The organism is Dermabacter hominis NBRC 106157 (genome assembly GCF_001570785.1).
Classification (GTDB): Bacteria; Actinomycetota; Actinomycetes; order Actinomycetales; family Dermabacteraceae; genus Dermabacter; species Dermabacter hominis.
Window position 1 is genome coordinate 143,026 of sequence record NZ_BCSI01000004.1, and the last position, 23,088, is coordinate 166,113.

Consider the following 23,088-nt stretch of genomic DNA (forward strand, 5'->3'; position numbering starts at 1 on the left):
GGAGCCCCTATTGTGAACCTCACAACACCCAATGACACCCCACAGCTGCGGTCAAAAACCCATACCCGCCGCAAGCTGATTGAAGCCTCGATTGAGGTTTTCACCCAAAAAGGCGCCCAGGGCGCGACCGTTGACGACCTCACGCGAGCGGCAGGCTTCACGCGCGGAGCGTTCTACTCGAACTTCACGTCCAAAGAGGAGGTCTTTTGGGAGGCCTTCGCCGTCGTCACGAGTCGCTCACTGCAGGCAACTTCCTCCGTGCCACGAAACACCGACAGGCAAGTACAGGGGCTCTTTGAAACTCTTGAAGCGCTTCGCCCGCTCGGCCTCGCCTGGTACCTCATGCACACCGAGGCGGTCGCCCTTGCGCTCCATGACGAAAGTGCGAGGCCCCGGCTCGCGCGCGAGCGTGGCCGGCTTATCACGGGAATCGCCGATACTTTTCGTGAGCTCGAAAAAACGGAACCCATCGCGCTTTCGGCACAGCCTGAGGCAATTGCTGAAACACTCCTTGGCGTATATCTCAATCGCATGGTTGCAGAGTTAGCCACGGGGGAGAGGCTCGAGAAAGAAACCTCCACCATTATTGAGGCCATCCTCGAAACGTTTGTGCACGGGCATGACGGCCAGGGCCACCGCACGCCGTGGAACCCGTTTTCCGTGAAAAAATCTCTGGAGTGAGGCAATGAACGAACACCTTCCACAAGCGGGAGATCGCTCTGCACGCGGCAAGGCCGTGTATGCGACACGAGGGAACTCCCACTATGACGTCCTGAGCGCGCTCATGGCAGTCGTCGTCGTCATTTCCGGCATTGGCGCCGCCAAGGGCGTCACGATCGGATTCGTGATTACCGACGCGGCGTTCTTCCTTTTTCCTCTTGCCTATATCCTCGGCGACATCATTACCGAGCTGTATGGACCGCGTGCAGCGCGCCGCGCCATCCTAACGTCGTTCGCCCTCAACGTTTTCGCGGTCGTGTGTTACGCCGTCATCATTTGGCTCCCGGGCTTCGACGACGACTATGGAGTTGCGAAACAGGGCGCGCTCGAGCTCGCGATTGGGCCTGTATGGCAGATCGTTCTTGCTTCTCTGTGCGGCTTTCTTGCCGGGCAGAGCCTGAACTCGTTCATTGTGAGCCGAATGAAGCGCCGCACGGGCGAGCCCGGCATCGTCGCGCGACTACTCATGTCAAGCGGCACGGGCGAGCTCGTCGACACGATCATTTTCTGCACGATTGCCGCGCCGGTGCTCGGGATTACGACATTCGGTCAGTGGCTGAACTACACGGCCTTCGGCTTCTTGTACAAGGTCATCGTGCAGTACGCGGCAATTCCCGTCACGGCTTACGTGATCGCACGACTCAAGAAAGCGGAACCTAGCTACCAAGAAGCCCTCACACGAATTGCATAGAAGTTGTGGGGGTTAGGCATCGGCGCAGTTCCACCCCGCCACACGCATTACGCCGATAATGTACGTTATGTAAAGTGAATGCGGAAAACGGCTCACGGGTCTAGGTCCGACGCCTGCTCAGTAATCGTCGGACCCCTACCCCGCAAAACAACACCAGCCCTCACCCCGCCGGTGACGCACAACCTAGTGCTCGCACTGACCACACGCGAGAGCGAGACCTTTGCTCGTACACGCCTCACAGCGCAAGAACTGCTGTCGGCACGCCGGATTCACGCAATTGACATACACCGGCGTCTTTTCTCCGCACGCGACGCATGACCCAAGCGACTCGGCACCGTCGCCAAACTCCATGTGCATGCGCCCATCGAAGACATACAGGGAACCGTCCCACAGACCATCGTTGCCGTATTTTTCCCCGTAGCGGACGATCCCGCCGTCGAGTTGGTACACCTCGTTGAAGCCGCGATTCTTCATGAGTACCGTGAGCACCTCGCACCGGATACCGCCCGTGCAGTACGTGACCACGGGGCGATCCTTGAGGTCGTCGTACATGCCTGATTCGAGCTCGCCGACGAAATCGCGCGTCGTTTCCGTCTGGGGAACGACGGCGCCACGGAAACGGCCAATTTCCGCCTCCATGCGGTTACGACCATCGAGAAAGACGACGTCCGAGCCTCGGGCGTCGACGAGGGCGTGCAGGGCCTCGGGGCTCAGGTGCTCTCCCCCGCCAATGACGCCCTCAGCTCCCACCTTGACTTCCTCGGGAACGGTGAATGTCACGAGCTCTTCCCTGACCTTCACGGAGAGCTTCGGGAAGTCGTGGCCTGTCCCCTCGGACCATTTGATGTCAGCGGCTCGGAACGGCGCGTAACCTCGCGTACGCTTGACGTACTGCTTCACCGCGCCGATCTCACCGCCCACCGTCGCGTTGATGCCGTCTTTCGAGACGATCACGCGGCCCTTGAGGCCCAGCGAATCGGCGAGTGCAAACTGCCACAGCTTCACTGCCTCCGGGTCGGCGAGCGGGGTAAAAACATAAAAGAGAACGATTTTGTGAACAGCCACGTCACAAGTCTAATCGGCAGCGGAATAACTCTTCGCCAGCCGGGCGTTCTAGAGTGTATAAAACGTGCACACTAGGAGGTTTTCCGTGCTCGATCCCACCACGCTCTTCAGCTATGAACGCGATGTCGACTCACGCTCGCTTCGCGCGAGCACGCTCGTCGTGACTCTCGGCTCGTTTGTCGACTCCGGGCGTGTCCAGGAGAAACTCGACGAGTTCATCACGGACAACTACCCCAATCGAATCGTGGGGACGTTCGACTCCGATCAAGTCATCGACTACACGGCGGTGCGGCCGCCCATTTCGCTCGAGCAGGATCACCTCACGGGGTACTCCTCCCCCGCACTCACCCTTCGCGAAGTTTCGCCTGAGGGCGAGGCGCCGTTCCTGCTTCTGAGCGGCCCCGAACCTAATTTCCAGTGGGAGCGCGTGGCGCACGCGGTCAGGATCATCGTTGAACAGCTCGGCGTGACACGAACGCTCGTCGCCACGAGTTTTCCCGGCGCTACGCCGCACACGCGCCCCGTCGCGGTGAGCAGGTACGCGGGCGATCCCAAGGACCTGGTTCTCGCAAGCCCGTTCCCTGGCACCATCGAAATGCGGGCGTCCTTCCCGGCTTTGCTCATCGTGCGCATGGCCGAGGCCGGCCACCCCATCATCGGCCTCGCGGCTCACGTGCCGTCCTATGCCCACGAGGTCGAGTACTACCCTGCCCTCCCAGCACTATTTACGGCGCTCGACATTGAAGGCGGCCCGGCTTTCACGCCAACCAAGAAGCTCGAGGAGAAGATTGCCGAGGTACGCGAAGCCCTCGATCAGAGTGCGGCTGAGAACGAGCAGCTTGCTTCCCTCATCAAGGGATTCGAGGACAACTACTCGCGTATGGACGGCATGGTGCAACACCTCACTCCCGGTTCCGATACTCCCCTCCCCGGTGCGGAGAACCTCACGACCGAAGTCGAGGACTTCCTCAAAGAAATCCTCGATGAGCCGGAAAACACGGACGAGGAGGGCGAAGACCCCGGCCCGGATTCGATAGGCTAAATAGCGTGTTTGTCGTCAGCGTATATTCACTCAAAGGCGGCGTCGGAAAGACCTCCGTCACTCTCGGTCTCGCGTCCGCGGCCCTCAACCAGGGCGTGAACGCACTTGTCCTCGATCTCGACCCTCAGGGCGATACCACTCTCGGCCTACTCGGGCACCCGGGAGGTGAGCCCGATATCGCCGAGGTGATTGCGTCAGGGCGAACCGAGACTGTCGACCGTGCCATCGTGCAATCCCCTTGGGTGACTGGCGAAAACGGCGAGGGTTCTGCCTCGAGTCACCTCGACATCATCCCGGGCAGCCATCGCTCATCGAGGCTTGACTCCCCCACCCTCGCGCAACGGAGTGTAAGGCGCCTTCGGGAGGCGCTGAATAAGCGTTCCTTCCACTACGACATCGTCCTGGTGGATTGCCCGCCCTCGCTCAACGGCCTGACGCAAATGGCTCTCGCGGCCTCGGACCGCTCCATCGTCGTGTCCGAACCCGGGTTCTTCGCCGTTTCCGCTGCCGACCGAGCACTCAAGCTCGCCGATGAGCTCCATGACAGCGGTATCGCTCCCCGTTTGCAGCCACTCGGGATTCTCGTGAACCGCTACCGCCCCCGCAGCGTGGAACACCAGTTTCGCCTCAACGAGCTGCGCGAACTCTTCGGGGATCGCGTGCTCGACCCCGTTCTTGAAGAACGCGTGGGGCTTCAGCAGGCACAGGGCGGAGCCATCCCCCTCCACGCGTACGAAGGTTCAAGCGCGAAGCAGCTCACCGAGGATTTCGATCGCCTCCTCGCGACGATCATGGACTCGCGTCAGAACTCCTAGGGCTTCCGGCGCGAGGGGCCGCGGCCCTTCACGGGGCCTGTTCCCCTCGTCGCCTCAATGTCAAACGCCCCTCTACGCGTGTCGAAAATTCCCGACGTGACATGCATAAAGGGGCGTCAGTAAGCCTTAACGTTCAGCTCAGTACCGGAAGCGGCGCTTCTCTCTTAGCTGGCTTTACGCGCGCGGCGTGCGGCGAGTTCGTCGCGAAGAGCCTCAGCGGCATCGTGCTGTGGGTCGACGCTCGGAAGGATCGCAAGATCGGTTTCAACCTCTCGCGCCACTCGGCCAACAGCGATACCGAACACGCCCTGGCCGCCCTGGACGAGGTCGAAGACGTCTTCGGCACTCGTGCATTCGTAGACAGAGGCACCGTCGCTCATGAGCGTGATCTGTGCGAGATCGTCGGCGCCGCGCGCACGCATGGCGTCGACGGCGACACGAATCTGCTGGAGCGAAACACCCGTGTCGAGAAGTCGCTTGACGACCTTGAGCACCAGGATGTCGCGGAAGCCGTAGAGGCGCTGCGAGCCCGAACCCGTGGCTGAACGGACGCTCGGTTCAACGAGTCCGGTGCGCGCCCAGTAATCAAGCTGCCGGTACGTAATGCCCGCAGCTTTGCACGCCGCCGGGCCTCGGTAGCCGAGTTCGCCGGGAGTATCGACGAGATCGTCGAAGAGGACGCCCTGGGCTTCGGTTGCCGGGACTGTGCTCTGCGCACCAAAGGTGCTGCTATCGCGCTTGCTCACGTGTGCCTCCAGTTGGACTTTCGTGTCGGGGAAGGGAGAAAGTCTCGAGGACAGAATACCCATCTCCGCAAGCTTGCGGGATTAAACGCGCCGAAGTGTGGCGAGAATTTTTTCTCGCCGCGGGTTCACGAGAGCGTGAAGAATGTGAAACGGTACTTGCCGATCTGGATCTCGTCGCCGTTACTCAAGTGAGCTTCCTCGGTCAGCTCGCGGTTCACATAGGTGCCGTTGAGAGACCCCATGTCGAGAATCAGGAAGCCTCCTTCGGTGCGCACGAACGTCGCATGCTTACGGGACACAGTGACGTCGTCGAGGAAGATTTCCGATTCCGGGTTGCGGCCGGCCACGGTGCTTTCCGAGTCGAGCAGGAAGCGCGCCCCCATATTCGGGCCCTTGCGCACGATCAGGAGGGCCGTGCCTGCGGGCAGCGCCTCAACAGCCTGGCGATCCTGGGCAGAGAGACCGTGCTCGGCGTCTTCGGTGAACTCCACCTTGCCGTCGATGGGGGAAATTTTGGTGGTCTGCTCGGGGGTGGAGTCAAACACGTGTTCATTCATGGTGCAGACCTTCTTTCTTCACACACCCCATCCAGCGAACCGGCATGAGAGTCCAATACTTCCGTTCCCATTTTGCCACCGCGTTTTGTACAACTGTTCGTTTTTGGTCGAACGCTGCGAATCTTTTAGCTGTTCTTGACCAAGCTGCAAGCGTGGCACGCCTCACCCTTGCGAATTCGCGAATCGGCAAATACCTCGGCTATAGTGGACAAGTCGAAAACCGCGGGCTGTGGCGCAGTTTGGTAGCGCACACGACTGGGGGTCGTGGGGTCGCAGGTTCAAATCCTGTCAGCCCGACGCGGATCAATGGGCGAGGCACTCCGGGTGCCTCGCCCATTTCTTTGTATTTCGCCCGATGTCTCTGACTTATAGTCGAGAGCAAAATGAGGCTTATGGAGGTTGGTGCAATGTCCACATTTTTCGGTCATGTGACTCACGAAGGGGACATCAAAGCGTGGCCAAAGGTCGCCGAAAGCGGCAGGTGTGCACTCGAGGGGTACGTATTGCCGTCAGGGGCACGCTGCGCTCTCACGGGCTCCGAGGGGGCCGACGCCGCCTCGCGCCTCATCGAAGAGAAGGGTGTAAGCAGCCTTGCCGCGCTCAACGGCGAGTTTGCTGTCGCTTTCATGGACGCCGACTCCTCGCTCGTCCTCGCTCGAGACGTTTTCGGATCGCGGCCTCTTTATTACGCGCACACGTCAACGGGATTCGCGTTTGCGTCCACGATCGCCGACCTCCTTCGACACACGGATATCCCACGCGAGCCCAACACCGACGTGCTGCGCCGGTACCTTCTCGGCGATACTCAGCGCGGGAGTGAAACATTCTTCTCCGGCATCGCTCGCGTATTGCCGGGAGAGTCGGTGAAATTCACACGCGAGGGGCTCGTGCGCGCTCCCCTCATCGACGCTCATCATGACGTCTTCGCGGCTCCGTCGAACCCGCGCCGCGCCGACCACTCATGCATCGAAGAGTTCCGGACGCGGCTCACAGATGCGGTCACGCGACGCGTAACCGGCGAGGGGGCAGCCCTCGTGAATGAGCTCGATCCGGTTGCCTCACAAGCCCTCGAGCATGCCGTGCGCACAGCGGATTCGCCGCTTGCGGTCCTGCGCTGTGCCCCTAGCGCGGGTGGCCCATCCGGCGACGCCCGCGAGAACCAGGGCGTCGTCACGGGCACGCCGCAAAGCTTGAAGAAGGATCTCCCGCTTGTGCTTCGCACGTATGAAGAACCTCCGGCCTCGCTCGAGTCCTACTTTGCGTGGCTTCACCTTCGCGCGTGCATTCAGGGTGAACAGCAGCTCGCTCTCGATACCTATGGTGCTTCGGCGCTCCACAGGGCTTCCGGCACTCGATCCTCACTTCTGTCCCGCGTTATGGGTGCTGCGCGAGGGAGCGCACCTGATCGATGCGAATCCCTCCTTGGCCCCTCGCTGCGAAGCAGCGAAAGGGAAAAGACGATTAGCTTCGAACCCTCCCCCGAATACGAGGGCCCTCTCGCTCCTCTGGCGGCCTCGGGCTCTCACGAAGCGGAACAGCGCGCAAAAGCCGCGCACGCGCTTGGCAGTCACGTCATGGTGAGCTCCCCGTTCACCGATCTCGACCTTCTCCGTTTCTATGCGTCGCTTGAGGAGACCGCCTTCGGCGGCGCACGGACTCGTTCCCTCATCGAGGCGGCCTACGGCCAGGCACGCGAAAAAGCGCCGGTGCTTTCCACGCAGGAGCGCGAAACAGCCTGGTTTAAGCGCATTAAGGGCACGTACTTTTCGTTGTTCTCGTCGAAGACCTTTGGCACCCGCGGGTGGTTTGATCAGGCCGAGGTCCTCAAGGCTTTCGATGCTCACATCAATGGCCGTTCGAGCGTCAGCGCCGCCCAGCTGTGGCGCTTCGCGTGTGCGGAACTGTGGGCGCGCGTCTTCTTCGACGCGGACGACCTCGAGGCTCTCGACGCGCAAGAGGATTCCGCCCTGTTGGCCGACGATAACGGTCAGTCGCTACCGCCCGATCCCCACACCCCGCTCACCGCTAACGCGGGCAAGCAGCTTGATCTTGAGCTGGACGACGGCACACTAGCGCGCCGCTACCCGATTCAGACGGCGAAGTTCTCCAAGGATTCGCGCATGGACGAGGAAATTGCGGGCTACGTCAAGCAGTTCTTCAAGGACCTTGACGAGCGGGGCACGAGCGAGGATCGTCACGCAACCGAGAACCGCCGCTGGAACTTTACGGTGTCGGAGAAAATCATCGCGATTATGCAGGGCCGTTCGTGGTTCGTGTGGGAAATCAAGCCGTCTTTCGCCGCCAAGCAGCTGTCGCGGTTCGTGACGCGCACCCCCGCGGGGATCGGCCTCGGTGACCCGGTCACGATGCAGCTCGCGATCAATGAGGCTGGGCTTGCCCGCATCACGTATGCCGCGGCCCTCGGTGCCCTCGGGAAGGTGCGGGGCAAACGCGGCGTTTTTTATGAGCACGCGGGCGCCAATGTCCGTGCGATCGACGGTCCGACTGAATACTCGGTGTACCCGTCGAATGTCTCGGCAAAACTTCCGCCAAAGGATCCGGATCTCGTTGCAGCTCACCTCGTGGATGTTATTCGCGAGGTCGTCCCTGCGCGTTTCGTCGAGACTTTCGACGGCGTCGTCGTGATGGATGCAAACGATATCGGGCGCAACGTTCTTGGCCTTTCGGCTTCACGCGAGCAGGAGCACTACGAGGCGCAGTTCGCGGATAACCCACTTGGGCAGGGGTCGCAGCAGACCCCCATGGCCGTGGTGTTCGAGCGCCCCGCGCACGAGCGCTAAAGGCTTTTACCGTTTGAAGTACGCCGCGCGGTCACCGCTGAAGAGCTGGTCGATCGCGCGGCGTAGGCCTGCCCGAAAGCGACGGTTGAGCTCGGGCATGTCGTCGATCGGAAACCACGCGGCTTGGAGATTCTCACCATCGGCCGGGTGTGGTTCTCCCCTGACGTGGGTGGCCACAAAGGCGAGATCGAGGTAGCTCGCGAGGTCGCCGTTGGCATGCGTGACGGGCCCGACGGCCCCCACATTCGAGAGAAACTCGATCGTGCACGCGCATCCCGTTTCTTCCAGGACTTCGCGCACCCCTGCACGGGCGGGCTCCTCCCCCGGGTCGATAATGCCCGTAATTGGCGTCCACTGGTGGTTGTCGGCGCGCTGAACGAGGAGACAGTGGGTTCTGTCGTCGTCAAAGACGAAGACCGTCACACCGGACAGCCACAGGTGGTCGTGGCCGATCTTCTCGCGGAGCTTGAGAACAAAGTCGGGCGTGGGCATCGCGCCCCTCCTTACCTGTTCTTTCTCTTTTCGCGAACGCGAACGCTGATCTCCACGGGAGAACCGTCGAACGAGAAATCCTCGCGCAGACGACGCTCGATAAAGCGGCGGTAGCCGTGTTCGAGGAAGCCGGACGCGAAAATCACGAATCGGGGCGGACGCGTACGGGCCTGCGTCGCAAAGAGAATGCGCGGTTGCTTGCCGCCTCTCAATGGGTGCGGGTGCGCCGCAACTAGCGTTCCGAGGAAGGCATTTAGGCGCGAGGTCGGGATGCGCGTGTCCCACGATTCGAGCGCGAGATCGAGCGCGGGGACGAGCTTGTCCGTGTGTCGCCCGGTGAGAGCGGAGATGTTCACACGGGGAGCCCATCGAACGTGGGAGAGGTCCTTCTCGATCTCCCATTCGAGCTGGGCCCGCCGCTCTTCATCGATCAAGTCCCACTTATTGAACGCGAGCACGAGTGCGCGGCCGGATTCGAGGACCATGTCGATGATCTTGAGGTCCTGGGTCGAAATCGGTTCTGATGCTTCCAGGAGAACGACGGCGACCTCGGCGCGATCGAGCGCGGCCTGGGTGCGGATCGATGCGAAGAAGTCGGCCCCCTCACTTTGGCGCACGCGGCGACGGATGCCTGCCGTGTCGACGAAGGTCCACTCGCGTCCGTCGAGTTCGATGACTTCGTCGACCGGGTCTCGTGTCGTGCCGGCGGTCGGGTCGACGACGACGCGGTTCTCGCGCGCAAGCTTGTTCAGTAGGGAGCTCTTGCCGACGTTGGGGCGACCGATGAGAGCCACGCGGCGCGGGCCACTTGGCTTGGCACGCGTTTGCCCCTCTGCCGGAAGGATGTCGAGGATACGGTCGAGCACATCTCCTGAGCCGCGTCCGTGGAGGGCCGAAACGGGGTGCGGTTCGCCGAGCCCCAGATTCCAGAGAGCGGCGGCCTCGAGTTCACCTCGCTGGTCGTCGACCTTGTTAGCGACGAGGAGCACGGGCTTCTTGGAGCGTCGGAGAACACGCACGAGCTGCTCGTCGGTGTGAGTGATGCCCACGTTCGCATCAACGACGAACATCACGGCATCGGCAAGGCCAATGGCGAGTTCAGCCTGTTCGGCGACCCGGTAGGCGATGCCTTCAACCTTGTCTTCCCAACCACCCGTGTCGACGAGCATAAAGTCACGGCCAGCCCAGTTCGCTTCGTAGAACACGCGGTCACGGGTCACCCCGGGGGTATCTTCGACGACCGCTTCGCGGTGCCCGAGGATGCGATTGACGAGGGTAGATTTTCCGACGTTTGGCCGGCCAACCACGGCGAGGACCGGGAGCATTCGTTCATCTTCGGCGCTCGCAACGGGGGCGTACTCCTCCGTCAGGAGGCTGCGATCCTCCTCGTCGAGGCCGTAGTCTTCGAGGCCGGCGCGCAGTGATGCCGTGCGAGCCTCGTCGTCGAGGTTGCTGTCGTCGAAAGCCGCGGGGTTTTCCCCCGAAAGAGATTCGTCGTTCTCGGGCTCATCATCGATGAGTTCGATTCCGGGAACGAGCTCGAGCACGGTGTTGATGACCTCGTCGATGTCGAGATCGGTCGTGTCGATAAGGTGCACGCCTTCGGCTGCTTCCGTAAATTCGGAAACCGTCGAATCATCAGCATCGCGGCGAAGAACCTGGTCGCGCATACGCTCGCGCACGGCTTCAGTTTCCTCAAGACCGAGCTGGCCCGCCCTGCGCCTCAATCGAGCTTCCGGGCTTGCCGTCAGCAGCACGCGTACGTCGGCATCGGGGGCGACGACCGTTGTGATGTCGCGGCCTTCGGCGACGCAAAACCCGAGTTCGTTAGCGGTGGTAAACAGGACGGCGCGCTGGCGTTCCTGAAGGATGGCCCGGACGTCCGTGTTGGTTGCCACTCGACTCACGCACGTCGAGATTTCCTCGGAGCGGATCTGGTCTGAAATCTCCGTACCGCCAACGAGAATCGCCGGATCATCGGGATTGGTGGACACCACGAGGTCGAACTCAGCGACGTGGGCCGTCACAGCTTCGCGATCGTCGAGGTCGACACCGCTGTTAAGGCACGACCACGCTGCCGCGCGATACATGGCCCCCGTATCGAGGTAGCCCCCCTGAAGTGCTCGCGCTACCTCTTTCGACACCGTCGACTTCCCCGAGCCTGCGGGGCCATCGATCGCGATGGTGACGCCGTTCATGTCTTTCCTCCCCTGTCGCTGGTCAAATTCCAAGTTTAGTCGTCGGACGCGCCCACACGCGCGCCGGCAGATCACTCTGTGCCCGCGCGTGCCCAACCTCTCTTTTCAAGCATCGCGGTGAGGCGAGGTTCGTCGGCCCGCGTGACACTCACGTGCGCAAGCCCCATTCTTTGCCCAAGAGAGTGTTCGAGGCGCAGATCTTCGAGGTTGATGTTCTCCTCCCCCATGTGCGTGAGGAGACGCGCAAGCTCGCCCGGCTCGTCAGGAACGAGCACCGTGACCCGGCAAAAGCTCTCCGCTCCCCCACCGTGCTTGCCCGGGATCCTGGCGACGCCGTCGTTGCCCGCAGCGATCGCCCGGGCGATACAAGCGCGCGAGCCCGGTTGCGGTTCCATGTCGCCGAGCATCTCGAAGGCCCGTGTAAGCCCATCGAGATCCTCGCCTAGAGCCTTGAGGATTGGTGCGATGCGCCCCGCGTTGGCTGAGAGGATCTCGACCCACAGCCTCGGATCGCTCGCGGCGATGCGCGTCGTATCCCGCAGGCCCTGTCCCGACAGCCCTAGAGCTGCTTCACTCGCCGCGGTCAGTCGACTTGCGAGCACGCTCGAGACGATCTGCGGAACGTGCGAAACATAGGCGACGGCCTCATCGTGCACATCGGGTTCGATCTCCACGACCGTCGCTCCGAGTTCGACGCCGAGCAGCCGTGCGAGGGCGAAACTTCGAGGGCTGGTCGCAGGCGTCGGAACCACCACGAAGGCCCTGCCCCTGAACAGGTCTCCCCTCGCGGCGACCACCCCTGCCACTTCCCGGCCGGCCATCGGGTGCGTACCCACGTAGCGAGAGGCGTCAAGCCCTCTCGCCGCCGCCCCGTCGAGCACCCCCTGCGCAATGGGCTGCTTCACGCTCGCAACATCGAGCACGCATGCCCCGGGAAACTCCTCGAGAGCGTCGAGTGCCACCGATGCGCACACATCGGGTGGTGTCGCGACAATGACCATTTGCGGCTCGTCGCCCTCGCGGACCTCGCGCCCCACCCCGAGTTCGCACGCGAGCCTGGTCGTTCCCGGGGACGAATCGCGAACGAGAACGTCGAGACCGGCGTGGCCGAGAGCCATGCCGATCGATCCGCCAATCAATCCCGCACCTATGACGAGAACGGGGCCCTCGAGCGCTACAGCTTCGCGACTGGCGCCAATGCTCACAGGCCGACCTCCGCCATCAGGGTGCCGAGTTCTTTTCGGGTCAGTTCACGCGTAGCACCCGGTTCAAGATCGGCGAGAACGACGGGCCCGATTCGCGTGCGCACGAGACTCGTAAGTTCATACCCGAGCGCAGCGAACATGCGGCGAACGATCCTGTTTCGCCCCTCGTGAAGGGTGACTTCGACTATTGCCTCTCGCCCATCGTGGGCAACGAGGCTTGCGCGGTCGGCCCGCGCCGGGCCATCGTCAAGTTCGAGGCCGGCGCGCAGCTTCGCCAGAATCGACCGAGGGAAGGATCCCGGGCAGTCAAAACGACACACGTAGGTTTTTGACACCTCAAAGCTCGGGTGCGTGAGGCGGTGCGTCAGCTCCCCGTCGTTGCTCAAGAGGAGGAGCCCCTCGGTTTCATAGTCGAGCCTGCCGACGTGGTACAGGCGCACCGGGTAGCGCGCCGCAAACTCCTCGAGAGTTCGGCGCCCCTGTGGATCCTCCATCGCGCTCATCACCTTGCGCGGCTTATTGAGGGCAACCGTCAATTTCGCCTCGTCGAGCTGCACGCGACGCCCGTCGACGTGGATGACGGCAGTGCGCGGATCGACGCGGACTCCCTGCTCTTGCACGACCTCACCCCCAACAGAGACACGCCCCTGCGCGATAAGCGCTTCGCACGCACGGCGCGAGCCAAAACCCGCGTTCGCGAGCACTTTCTGAAGGCGTACACCGTCATGGGGAACAGGCTCCGACGGTGCCTGCGAGGAGTTATCCCGACGTGCTAGCGGCGCACCGGCGGAGTCGCGAAGCCGAACCTTTTTCGGCGCGGTGAAGTCGCTCTTGCGCCGTTTCGGCCTGCGCCCCGGCCGATTCGGGCCCGTCAAGCCGCTGCCCCGCGCGCGAGGAGTTCGCGCGCAAGCTGGCGGTAGGCGTCGGCACCCTTGTTGTTCGAGGCAAACGTCGTAATCGGTTCGGCCGCAACCGAAGCGTCCGGGAACTTCACGGTGCGGTTGATTGCCGTATGGAACACCTTGTCGGGGAAGGCCTCAACGACTCGGGCCACAACCTCGCGCGCATGCAGCGTGCGCGGATCGAACATCGTGATGAGAATGCCATCCATTTCGAGGCGCGGGTTGATGCGGTCCTGAACTTTTTCAATCGTTTCAACGAGCAGTGCAACGCCACGCAGCGCAAAGTACTCGGCCCCGAGCGGGATGATGACGCCGTCGCTCGCCGCAAGCGCGTTGACGGTTAGAAGACCGAGCGACGGTTGGCAGTCGATGAGAATAATGTCGTAGTCACCGACGACGGGGCGAAGCACGCGGGCAAGAGCCATTTCGCGCGCGACCTCGTTGACAAGCTGGACCTCCGCTGCCGACAGATCGATGTTGGCCGGAAGAATCTCCATGTTTTCCGTCGTCGTCGGCTGGATCGCCTCGCGAATGTCGTGATCGCGCTCCAGAAGCAAGTTGTAAACGGTGAGGTCGAGTTCGTAGCTGTTGATGCCCGTTCCGGCGCTGAGCGCGCCCTGGGGATCGAGGTCTACGAGAAGAACCTTGCGACCAAGCTCAGCAAGTGCGGCACCGAGATTAATGACCGAGGTCGTCTTCCCCACGCCGCCCTTTTGGTTCACCATCGAAATGATTCGCGCGGGTCCGTGAGAGTCGAGTGCCTTTGGCTCGGGAAAGTCCGGAAGCGGGCGCCCCGTGGGGCCGTAATTGAGGTTCAAATCAAGCTCGCTCTTTGTCACGTGTACCTGTCCCTAAGTCGTTGGTGTTCGCGGGCTTTCGCATGCACTCACTGCACGCGGCCCATGAAAATAAGTCTAACCGGCAGCCCTGGATACGAATTCCACCCACGCCCCGCTACAGCGCTCGCGGATGAGAGCTCGCGTGTATTTCTCGGAGCGCCTGTTGACCCAGGTGTGTGTAGCGCTGAGTCGTCGTGATTGAGGCGTGCCCTAGCAGCTCCTGCACCGTGCGGACGTCGGCCCCACCTTCCAGAAGATGCGTCGCATAGCTGTGACGGAGCGTGTGAGGACTCACGTGCGCCGTAATCTTCGCATCTTCGGCTGCGGTCTTGACTATCGCAAAGGCGGCTTGCCTCGTCAGGCGCGTGCCCCTGTTGCCAAGGAAGATCGCAGGGCTTCCGCTCCCTTTCGCGAGAAGCGTTGGACGAGCCCGCGTGAGGTATGCCTCGAGCGCCTCGAGGGCGTAGCGCCCGAGCGGGATAAGACGCTCTTTATTGCCTTTTCCGCGCACGCGAATGATCTGATCGGCCAGCGCAGTGTCATCAACGTCGAGCGCAAGGGCCTCGCTAATGCGGCAGCCAGTGCCATAGAGCACCTCGACGAGGGCCCGATTGCGAAGGGCGCGCTCGGAGGCAAGTCCCCCGGTGAAAGGCCCCGACGCCGCATCGATAAGCGCGGTTACCTCCTCAACGCTCAAGGCATCGGGAAGGCGCAAGGGATGGGAGGCTTCGCGTACCCGCGCCGCCGGATCGCCCGTGCGTGTTTCGTTCTCTTCATCGAGGAAGCGGTGGAAGGCACGGATCGAAGCGAGCGCTCGCGCCGCGGACGAAGGCGCAAGGGGAGCAGTTCCCGCGCTCCCCTCGCGCAGGGCACCGATATACCCCGCAATCGTGGGCGTTTGAACATCGCGCACATCGATCGCGCTCTCGTCGAGATACGAGAGGTACCGCGTGAGATCGCGGCGGTACGCAGCGACGGTATTGGGGCTCAATCCTCGTTCGATGCGAAGGTGCGTGAGGAAGTATTCGGCAAGGCGTGTAGCGCTGTCGACGCGCTGGGGCATGAGGTCTCTCTAGAGCACCACGAAGGGGTCGATGGCAAGCGCGACGAACACGAGCGTGAGGTACGTGATCGACGCGTGGAACACCCCCATCGGATTGAGCTTTGAACCGGTCATACCGCGCCGCACGCGAACCGCGTATCGCACAACCAGGAACAAGAACCAGCCGCCGAACACGATCGAGCTCACCGTGTACACGATGCCGGTGGGTGCGAGGGGAATGATCGCAAACGAGCACAGCAGCATCATGACCGTGTGGAACACCATGTGCTTCGCGACGGTCGTGCGCGAGCTCACGACGGGGAGCATAGGAACCTCGGCGCGCGCGTAGTCCTGCGTAAAACGCTCGGCGAGCGGCCAGTAGTGCGGCGGCGTCCAAAAAAAGATCACGAGGAAAAGAAAGAACGCGGTCCATGAGACGCCACCCGTGACGGCTGACCAGCCGATCAATACCGGCATGCAGCCCGCAATCCCGCCCCACACGATGTTCTGACTCGTGCGGCGCTTGAGGATCATCGTGTAAAACACGACGTACAGCAGGATCGCGCCCAGCGCGAGGAGTGCCGAAGGCGCGTTGACAAACGCCCACAGGTACACCACCGAAAGCGCGCACAGGGCGAGCCCGAATGCGAGAGCCGCCTGCGGCGAAACCTCACCCGTGACGAGCGGGCGGTTCTTCGTGCGCTTCATCTTCGCATCGATATCGCGGTCCAGATACATGTTGAGGACGTTCGCGCCACCGGCGGCGAGGTAGCCACCCACCATCGTGTTGAGGATCAGCAGCCACGACGGGAAACCACCGGCCGCGAGAAACATCGTGGGGATGGTCGTGATGAGCAAGAGCTCAATAATGCGCGGCTTAGTGAGAGCAACGTACGCGAGAAGGGTACGGCGAAGCGAGCGGTCACTTCCGTCTCCATGCTGCGCCGTCGCCTCATGGGAAAGGATGGTCGTGCCGGGGCTCTGATTCACTCGCGTTCCTCGATTGCGTGGAGATTGCGTGGACGAAAAGGCTGGGGAGGGCCTTGTGATAGGGATTGGCCACAGCGAAGGGCCTAACGTCCCTCCACAATAGTCGCCCGGGAGGCCGGGAGCCAGGAACTCTCGGGTAAGTCACGCCACTAGAGATTCAGGTCCGACGTTTGAAGGGCAGACATCGGACCCACCCGGCAACGTTCCGTGCTAGCACCGTCATTGACAGCGTCTTTCCTGCGTTTCCTGAGACAGCAGTCACCTATCCCCCACTTTCGCGCGATACTATCGACACGATTTTGGCCCCTCGCGCCGATCCGGTCCCGCCCTCGGCGCTTGAGATGGATCAACCGATGGAAGGGAAAGAACTTTCGTGAGTAGCAATTTCGTAGCCCCCGAGGGCTGGAGCGATCTCGACAAGCGTGCCATCGACAACGCGAGGATCCTCGCCGCGGATGCCGTACAGAAGGTCGGCAATGGGCACCCGGGCACGGCTGTGAGCCTTTCCCCTGCTGCCTACCTCCTGTACCAGGACATCATGAACCACGATCCCAAGGATCCGGACTGGTTCGGCCGAGATCGCTTCATCCTCTCGTGCGGTCACACGAGCCTCACGCAGTACCTCCAGCTCTTCCTCGGCGGCTTCGGCCTCGAGGTTGAAGACCTTCAGGCGCTGCGCACCGAGGGCTCGAAGACCCCGGGCCATCCCGAAAACTTCCACACGGCCGGTGTCGAAATGACGACGGGTCCGCTCGGCCAGGGAATTGCATCGTCCGTAGGCTTTGCCATGGCGCAGCGCCGCGTTCGGGGCCTCCTCGATCCCACCGCCCCCGCCGGCGAGAGCCCGTTCGACACCTTCACCTACGTGATTGCATCCGACGGCGACCTCGAAGAGGGCGTGAGCCACGAAGCCTCCTCCCTCGCCGGCACGCAGCAGCTCGGCAACCTCATCGTCATTTGGGACGACAACGAGATCTCCATCGAAGGCGATACCAACATCGCCTTTACCGAGGACACCGCCGCCCGCTACCAGGCCCTCGGTTGGGATGTGCGCACCGTGGACTGGACCAATGGCGGCACCGAGTACGTCGAGAACCTCAAGGAGCTGAAGGACGCGATCGTCGCCGGCCAGCAGGTCACTGACAAGCCGACCTTCATTCGCCTCCGCACCGTGATCGCATGGCCGACCCCCGGCAAGTCCGGAGACCACGCTGCTCACGGATCCGCACTTGGCGATCAGCCCATCGCCGGGCTCAAGGACATCCTCGGTTTCGATACCGAAAAGACCTTCGAGATCGACGAAGAAGCTCTCGCACACGCCCGCGCCCTCATCGAGCGCGGTGCCCAGAAGCATCGCGAATGGGATGCCAAGGTGGAAGAGTGGCGCGCCGAGAATCCCGATGCCGCGGCGCTGTACGACCGCTTGATCGCCCGCGACCTTCCCGCGAATCTCGACGAGGCGCTGCCGGTGTTTGAGGCTGACGAGAAGGGCCTCGCGACCCGCGCTGCCTCCGGCAAAGTCCTCTCTGCCCTCGCTCCCGTTCTTCCCGAGCTGTGGGGTGGATCGGCTGACCTCGCGGGCTCCAACAACACGACTATGGCGGGTGAACCGTCGTTCATTCCTGAGGCCAACCAAACCAAGGACTTTTCGGGCAGCCCGTACGGCCGCACCCTCCACTTCGGTATTCGCGAGCACGCGATGGGCGCCATCCTGAGCGGAATCTCGCTCTACGGCCTTACACGCCCGTATGGCGGCACGTTCTTCCAGTTTGCCGACTACATGCGCGGCTCGGTGCGCCTCGCCTCGCTGTGCAAGACTCCCGCGATCTACGTGTGGACACACGACTCAATCGGCCTTGGCGAAGACGGCCCCACCCACCAGCCTGTCGAGCACCTCGCCGCCTACCGCGCAATCCCGAACCTCTCGATCGTGCGACCGGCTGATGCGAACGAGACTGCTCAAGCGTGGAAAGCGGTCCTCAAGCGCGACGAGGGTCCCGCTGGTCTTATCCTCACGCGCCAGGGTGTTCCCACCTTTGACCGCGAGGAGTATGCGAGCGCGGAGAACCTCGACAAGGGCGCCTACGTCATGAAGGACGCTTCCAACGGTGAGCCCGAGGTCATCCTGATCGCGACGGGTTCCGAGGTCCAGCACGCTGCAGGCGCGCAGAAGCTACTTGAAGCCGAAGGCATTCCCACGCGACTCGTGTCGATGCCCTGCGTCGAGTGGTTTGACGAGCAGAGCGAGGAGTACCGCGAATCGGTTCTTCCCAGCACCGTCAAAGCGCGCGTGAGCGTCGAAGCCGGGATCGCGATGCCCTGGTATCGCTTCCTCGGTGACGCAGGACGCGCAGTCTCGCTCGAGCACTACGGTGAGTCGGCATCGGGCTCGCTCCTGTTCGAGAAGTACGGTTTCACGGCCGAAAACGTTGCGGCGAAGGCGAAAGAATCCCTCGCTGCAGCTCGTAAGTAACCGCCAATCAATCGGATACTCAGCTCAACCGAACACCTCCCGAAAGGTTTTGCCATGACCGAACTGACGCAAAAGCTCAGCGACCTTGGCGTCTCCCTCTGGCTCGACGATCTCTCCCGTGCGCTCATCGACACCGGAGACCTCGAAAAGCTCATGAGCGAACGCAACATCGTCGGGGTCACCACGAATCCCGCGATCTTCAAGGCGGCCATCGCGGGCAAGTCGGATTACGACCGTGCAATCGCCGACGCGGCTTCGCGCGGCCTCGATGCCGATGCAATCATCACGGAGCTGACGACGCGCGATGTGCGCGATGCATGCGACGTATTCGCGCCGACCTACAAAGCCTCGAACGGCTTCGACGGTCGGGTGTCGATCGAGGTCGATCCGCGCCTCGCGCACGAGGAGGATGCGACCGTCGAGCAGGCGAAGTCGCTTAACTCGCTCGTGGACCGCGAGAACGTGATGATTAAGATCCCCGCGACCGACGAGGGCCTCCCGGCGATCACCCGTGCGATCGCTGAGGGCATTAGCGTGAATGTCACGCTCATCTTCTCGCTCGAGCGCTACCGCCAGGTGATCGATGCCTACCTCAGCGGACTCGAGAAGGCCGCAGAAAACGGCGTGGATCTCTCACGCATCCACTCGGTGGCCTCCTTCTTCGTGTCCCGTGTGGACAGCGAAATCGATAAGCGCCTCGAAGCCATCGGCGGCGATGCCCTCGACCTTCGCGGCAAGGCCGGCCTCGCCAACGCGCAGGCTGCGTTTGCCGAATACCTCGGGTATGTCGGCTCCGATCGTTTCGCCGCCCTCAAGGAAAAGGGCGCGAATCCGCAGCGCGCCCTGTGGGCATCAACCGGCGTGAAGAACGAGGCCTATCCCGACACGATGTACGTGGACCGCCTCGTCGGCAATCCGGTCGTCAATACGGTTCCAGGTAAAACCCTCGAAGCCGTTGCCGACCATGCCCGTATCGAGGGCCCCCTCACCGAGAGCGACCTCTCCGCCGCACGCGAGACCCTCGAATCCATCAGCGCCGCCGGCATCGACCTCGACGATGTCTTCGCCGTGCTCGAGCGCGAAGGCGTCGAAAAGTTCGAGGCCGCTTGGGAGGACCTCCTCTCGGCGGTTCGTGACGCCGCCTCGGCCGCACAGTAATACCCCTTTACGCGCCGTGCCCGCGCCCCGTCCTTTGGGTGCGCGGGCACGGCCGCGACAGAAGTCAATACCTACCAAAGGACCATAGTGAGGCAGAACGAAGCTGCACCAGGCAACCCTCTGCGCGATTCGCGCGACCGTCGCCTCCCCCTCATCGCTGGACCGTGCTCGGTCGTCATGTTCGGAGTCACGGGCGACCTCGCCCGCAAAAAGCTCCTTCCCGCAATCTATGACTTGCACAATCGCGGTCTACTCCCCCCGGCTTTCGGCCTCGTGGGCTTCGGTAGACGCGACTGGAGCCACGACGACTTCGCCGATTACATGCGCGAAAGCGTAGAGAAGTACGCACGCACCCCCTTCAACGAGCACGCGTTCGAACAACTCAGAGGCGGCCTTCGATTCGTCACGGGTGCCTTTGATGACACTGAAGCCTTCGAAGAACTCACGCGAGTGGTAAGCGAGCTCGACGACTCGAGGGGAACGGGCGGCAACCATGCCTTCTACCTCTCCATCCCGCCCAGCGCCTTCCCTCAGGTCGCGGAACAACTCGCACAATCGGGCCTCAACACTCCCTCCGAACATTCGTGGCGGCGCGTCGTCATCGAGAAGCCCTTCGGGCACGACCTCGAAAGCGCACGAGAGCTCAACGACATCGTCGAAAAAGTCTTTAAGCCCGAAGAAATCTTCCGAATCGACCATTACCTCGGTAAGGAAACGGTGCAGAATCTGCTCGCGTTCCGGTTCGCGAACCAGATGTTCGAGCCCGTGTGGAACTCGCGCTATGTTGACCACGTGCAGATCACGATGGCTGAGGACATCGGGATCGGCACCCGCGCCGGGTACTACGACGGTATTGGAACCGCGCGCGACGTCATCCAGAACCACTTGCTCCAGCTTCTTGCCTTGACGGCCATGGAAGAACCCATCACGTTCGATGCTGCCGAGCTTCGTAATGAAAAAGAAAAGGTCCTCGCCGCAGTCGAACTGCCAGAGGATCTCGCCGAAGGCACCGCCCGTGGTCAGTACGTCGGCGGCTGGCAAGGCGGCGAACAGGTCAACGGCTACCTCGAAGAGAACGGTATCTCGCCCGACTCGACTACCGAGACTTTCGCGGCGATCAAGCTCAAGGTCAATACTCGCCGCTGGGCCGGCGTGCCGTTCTACCTCCGTGCGGGCAAGCGCCTCGGGCGGCGCGTCACGGAAATCGCGATCGTCTATAAGCAGGTGCCGTTCCTTCCCTTCCGCGATACCGACACCGTAGACCTCGGCCAAAACGCGGTCGTCATCCGCGTCCAGCCGGATGAAGGTGTGACAATGCGTTTTGGCTCGAAGGTTCCCGGTACCCAAATGGAAGTGCGCGATGTCAACATGGACTTCGCGTACGGATCGACATTCACGGAGGAATCCCCCGAGGCCTATGAACGCCTCATTCTTGACGTTCTGCGTGGCGCTCCCCCTCTCTTCCCCCGTCAAAAGGAGGTGGAGCTCTCCTGGAAGATCCTCGACCCCATCCTCGAGTTCTGGGATGAGCATATGCCGCCCGCCCCGTACCGTTCAGGCACATGGGGGCCGCAGACTGCACACGACATGATGGCCCGCGACGGCCGCACTTGGAGGCGTCCATGATTTCGACACTTGAGAACACGACAGCTTCGCAGATCGGCGCTAAGCTTCGCGATTTGCGCGAAGAGGACGGACTCATTTCCCTCAACCGCGTCGCGACGCTCGTCATCGTGACGCACACCGGCTCGCTCGACGAGCCGATCCAAGCCGCGGTGCGGGCAAGCCAAGAGCATCCAGCACGGATCATTGTGATCGTGACCGAGCACGACTCGGATCGCGATGCCCTCGATGCGGAAATCCGGGTAGGTACGGATGCCGGCGCGGGCGAGGTCATCATTTTGCGCGCGCACGGACGCGTGAATGCTGGCCTCGACACGCTCATCACGCCGCTTCTACTTCCCGATGCCCCCATCGTCACGTGGTGGCCTTACACTCCGCCGGCCTCACCGTCGCAGGATCCGCTCGGTGCAATCGCGCAGCGCCGCATCACCGACGTCTACCAGTGCGAGAGCCCGAAGTCGTCCCTTCTGCGTCTCGCCCGCGGTTACAAGTCGGGCGATTCCGATCTGTCGTGGTCGCGCATCACCAACTGGCGCGGTCTCGTCGCAACCGCGTACGACTACCCGCCCGCCGACAAGCCGAAGGCCATCACTATCGAAGGGCTCGAAGACAATCCGTCGTCGCTGCTCATGCAGGCCTGGCTCCAGCGCTCGCTCGGCGAAGATGTTCCGGTCGAATTTAAGGTCGTCAAAGCCGATCACGGCCTGAGCGCCGTGACCCTTCACCGCGACGACGGCGACATCCGCCTCATGCGCTCGAGTGAAGAGGGCATCACGATGAGCCTTCCCGGAAACAATGACGACCAGTTCGTGACGATGCCGAAGCGCACCATGTACGACCTGCTGAGCGAGGAGCTTCGCCGTCTCGACCCCGATGACGTGTACGGCGATGTCCTCGCCGCGGCATTCCCGCTGACCGGTGACCCGAACAGTTTCGCGGTGGGCAAGCCCGAGTCGTCCAACGTTGTCTCGGACGATATGGATGCCGTCGTGAAGGCCGTGGCGAAGGATGCCGTGGCTCGGATCGCCGCCGCTATTGAGGAGCGCGGTATCGCCCACCTCGTTCTCACGGGCGGGCGTGCAGGAACGGCGACGGCGGAGCGCATCGCTATCTCGCTTGAGTTCGCTGAGGTCGACACGTCGAAGCTGCACGTCTGGTGGGGTGACGAACGCTTCGTCGCGACGAAGTCCTCGGACCGCAACGATCGCCCCGTGATCTCGGCGTTGACGACCGGCGCGGGTATCCCCGTGTACAACGTGCACACGATCCCCGGTTCCGACGCCGGTATGAGCCTTGATGAGGCGGCCGCCTGGTACGGGCAGCAGCTCACGATCCAGGGAAGCGACTCAGCGTTCACGACACAGGGCGAGGCCTACTTCGATGTGCTTTTGCTCGGGGTTGGCCCTGACGGCCACGTCGCCTCGCTTTTCCCGGAGCACCGGGATGCTCGGGCGACATCGGCCTACGCGGTTCCCGTGCGCAATTCCCCGAAGCCACCGTCGGAGCGCATTTCGCTTTCTTGGCCTGTGCTCAATAGCGCGCGTCACGTGTCCTTCCTTGTCGCGGGCTTCGATAAGGCGCAGGCGGTAAAGACGGCGCATGGGAAGGTCGATGCTGCGGCCTGCCCGGCCTCGGCGGTGCGGGGTACGGAATCGACGACGTGGTTCCTGGACAAGGAAGCAGCGCACTTCCTGTAAGCCACGAGTGCGAGCCACAGATGTGGATCGCG

General features: G+C 62.5%; 19 protein-coding genes and 1 tRNA gene. 10 read left to right on the forward strand and 10 right to left on the reverse strand.

All coding sequences use genetic code 11. The features are described 5' to 3' along the window. Positions 1 to 12: 12 nt before the first annotated feature. Together DEHOM01_RS06055 and DEHOM01_RS06060 are read left to right on the forward strand one after the other, a co-directional pair. A complete protein-coding gene (locus DEHOM01_RS06055; protein ID WP_061211956.1) occupies positions 13 to 681 on the forward strand; it encodes a TetR/AcrR family transcriptional regulator in 669 nt (222 codons plus the stop codon). 4 nt (positions 682 to 685) lie between these two features. Beyond that, positions 686 to 1,411: a queuosine precursor transporter gene (locus DEHOM01_RS06060; RefSeq protein WP_061211957.1), complete on the forward strand. Its 726-nt coding sequence runs from the start codon at positions 686 to 688 to the stop codon at positions 1,409 to 1,411. Positions 1,412 to 1,594: 183 nt separating this feature from the next. Here DEHOM01_RS06060 and trhO read toward each other — a convergent pair whose 3' ends face one another. Next, positions 1,595 to 2,476 (reverse strand): oxygen-dependent tRNA uridine(34) hydroxylase TrhO, encoded by an 882-nt coding sequence (gene trhO, locus DEHOM01_RS06065; RefSeq protein ID WP_061211958.1) that lies wholly within the window; start codon positions 2,474 to 2,476, stop codon positions 1,595 to 1,597. A gap of 85 nt (positions 2,477 to 2,561) precedes the next feature. Here trhO and DEHOM01_RS06070 point away from each other — a divergent pair, with 85 nt between their 5' ends. Next, entirely contained in the window at positions 2,562 to 3,518 is a 957-nt protein-coding gene (locus tag DEHOM01_RS06070; RefSeq protein WP_061211959.1) for a PAC2 family protein, read from the forward strand. Positions 3,519 to 3,523: 5 nt separating this feature from the next. After that, complete coding sequence (locus DEHOM01_RS06075) at positions 3,524 to 4,333, forward strand: ParA family protein (RefSeq protein WP_061211960.1); 810 nt, start codon at positions 3,524 to 3,526, stop codon at positions 4,331 to 4,333. A 164-nt stretch (positions 4,334 to 4,497) separates the two neighbouring features. On the opposite strand, the gene DEHOM01_RS06080 is transcribed toward DEHOM01_RS06075, so the two are convergent. Together DEHOM01_RS06080 and DEHOM01_RS06085 are read right to left on the reverse strand one after the other, a co-directional pair. Then, a complete protein-coding gene (locus tag DEHOM01_RS06080) occupies positions 4,498 to 5,079 on the reverse strand; it encodes a MerR family transcriptional regulator (RefSeq protein ID WP_016664587.1) in 582 nt (193 codons plus the stop codon). 125 nt (positions 5,080 to 5,204) lie between these two features. Then, positions 5,205 to 5,636, reverse strand: a complete 432-nt coding sequence (locus DEHOM01_RS06085) for an FHA domain-containing protein (RefSeq protein WP_061211961.1) — start codon at positions 5,634 to 5,636, stop codon at positions 5,205 to 5,207. A 223-nt stretch (positions 5,637 to 5,859) separates the two neighbouring features. On the opposite strand from DEHOM01_RS06085, the gene DEHOM01_RS06090 reads away from it, so the two are divergent. Both DEHOM01_RS06090 and DEHOM01_RS06095 read left to right on the forward strand, forming a co-directional pair. Further along, positions 5,860 to 5,933, forward strand: a tRNA-Pro gene (locus DEHOM01_RS06090). Positions 5,934 to 6,043: 110 nt separating this feature from the next. Beyond that, positions 6,044 to 8,437, forward strand: a complete 2,394-nt coding sequence (locus DEHOM01_RS06095) for a hypothetical protein (RefSeq protein WP_167346652.1) — start codon at positions 6,044 to 6,046, stop codon at positions 8,435 to 8,437. Between the two features lie 6 nt (positions 8,438 to 8,443). Here DEHOM01_RS06095 and DEHOM01_RS06100 read toward each other — a convergent pair whose 3' ends face one another. From DEHOM01_RS06100 to DEHOM01_RS06130, 7 genes are all read right to left on the reverse strand, one after another. Next, complete coding sequence (locus DEHOM01_RS06100) at positions 8,444 to 8,929, reverse strand: NUDIX hydrolase (RefSeq protein WP_061211963.1); 486 nt, start codon at positions 8,927 to 8,929, stop codon at positions 8,444 to 8,446. An 11-nt stretch (positions 8,930 to 8,940) separates the two neighbouring features. After that, entirely contained in the window at positions 8,941 to 11,127 is a 2,187-nt protein-coding gene (der, locus tag DEHOM01_RS06105; RefSeq protein WP_061211964.1) for a bifunctional cytidylate kinase/GTPase Der, read from the reverse strand. A 71-nt stretch (positions 11,128 to 11,198) separates the two neighbouring features. Next, complete coding sequence (locus DEHOM01_RS06110) at positions 11,199 to 12,332, reverse strand: prephenate dehydrogenase (RefSeq protein WP_061211965.1); 1,134 nt, start codon at positions 12,330 to 12,332, stop codon at positions 11,199 to 11,201. Beyond that, on the reverse strand, positions 12,329 to 13,207 hold the full coding sequence (locus DEHOM01_RS06115; RefSeq protein WP_245630668.1) for a pseudouridine synthase: 879 nt from the start codon (positions 13,205 to 13,207) through the stop codon (positions 12,329 to 12,331). Before DEHOM01_RS06115 ends, DEHOM01_RS06110 begins: the two co-directional genes overlap by 4 nt. Further along, on the reverse strand, positions 13,204 to 14,073 hold the full coding sequence (locus DEHOM01_RS06120; RefSeq protein WP_016664594.1) for a ParA family protein: 870 nt from the start codon (positions 14,071 to 14,073) through the stop codon (positions 13,204 to 13,206). The genes DEHOM01_RS06115 and DEHOM01_RS06120 overlap by 4 nt, the downstream gene beginning before the upstream one ends. Before the next feature lie 115 nt (positions 14,074 to 14,188). Further along, positions 14,189 to 15,136: a site-specific tyrosine recombinase XerD gene (locus tag DEHOM01_RS06125; RefSeq protein ID WP_061211966.1), complete on the reverse strand. Its 948-nt coding sequence runs from the start codon at positions 15,134 to 15,136 to the stop codon at positions 14,189 to 14,191. 9 nt (positions 15,137 to 15,145) lie between these two features. Further along, positions 15,146 to 16,105, reverse strand: a complete 960-nt coding sequence (locus DEHOM01_RS06130) for a heme o synthase (protein ID WP_082738750.1) — start codon at positions 16,103 to 16,105, stop codon at positions 15,146 to 15,148. Between the two features lie 373 nt (positions 16,106 to 16,478). Here DEHOM01_RS06130 and tkt point away from each other — a divergent pair, with 373 nt between their 5' ends. The 4 genes from tkt to pgl all read left to right on the forward strand — a co-directional run bounded on the left by tkt (position 16,479) and on the right by pgl (position 23,056). Next, positions 16,479 to 18,578 (forward strand): transketolase, encoded by a 2,100-nt coding sequence (gene tkt / locus DEHOM01_RS06135; RefSeq protein WP_061211967.1) that lies wholly within the window; start codon positions 16,479 to 16,481, stop codon positions 18,576 to 18,578. 54 nt (positions 18,579 to 18,632) lie between these two features. Further along, positions 18,633 to 19,736, forward strand: coding sequence for a transaldolase (gene tal / locus DEHOM01_RS06140; RefSeq protein WP_061211968.1), 1,104 nt, complete (start codon positions 18,633 to 18,635; stop codon positions 19,734 to 19,736). An 87-nt stretch (positions 19,737 to 19,823) separates the two neighbouring features. Next, positions 19,824 to 21,362 carry a glucose-6-phosphate dehydrogenase gene (gene zwf / locus DEHOM01_RS06145; RefSeq protein ID WP_016664603.1) on the forward strand — a complete coding sequence of 513 codons (1,539 nt, stop codon included), beginning with the start codon at positions 19,824 to 19,826 and terminating at the stop codon, positions 21,360 to 21,362. After that, a complete protein-coding gene (pgl, locus tag DEHOM01_RS06150; RefSeq protein ID WP_061211969.1) occupies positions 21,359 to 23,056 on the forward strand; it encodes a 6-phosphogluconolactonase in 1,698 nt (565 codons plus the stop codon). Before zwf ends, pgl begins: the two co-directional genes overlap by 4 nt. The last annotated feature ends 32 nt before the right edge of the window (positions 23,057 to 23,088 follow it).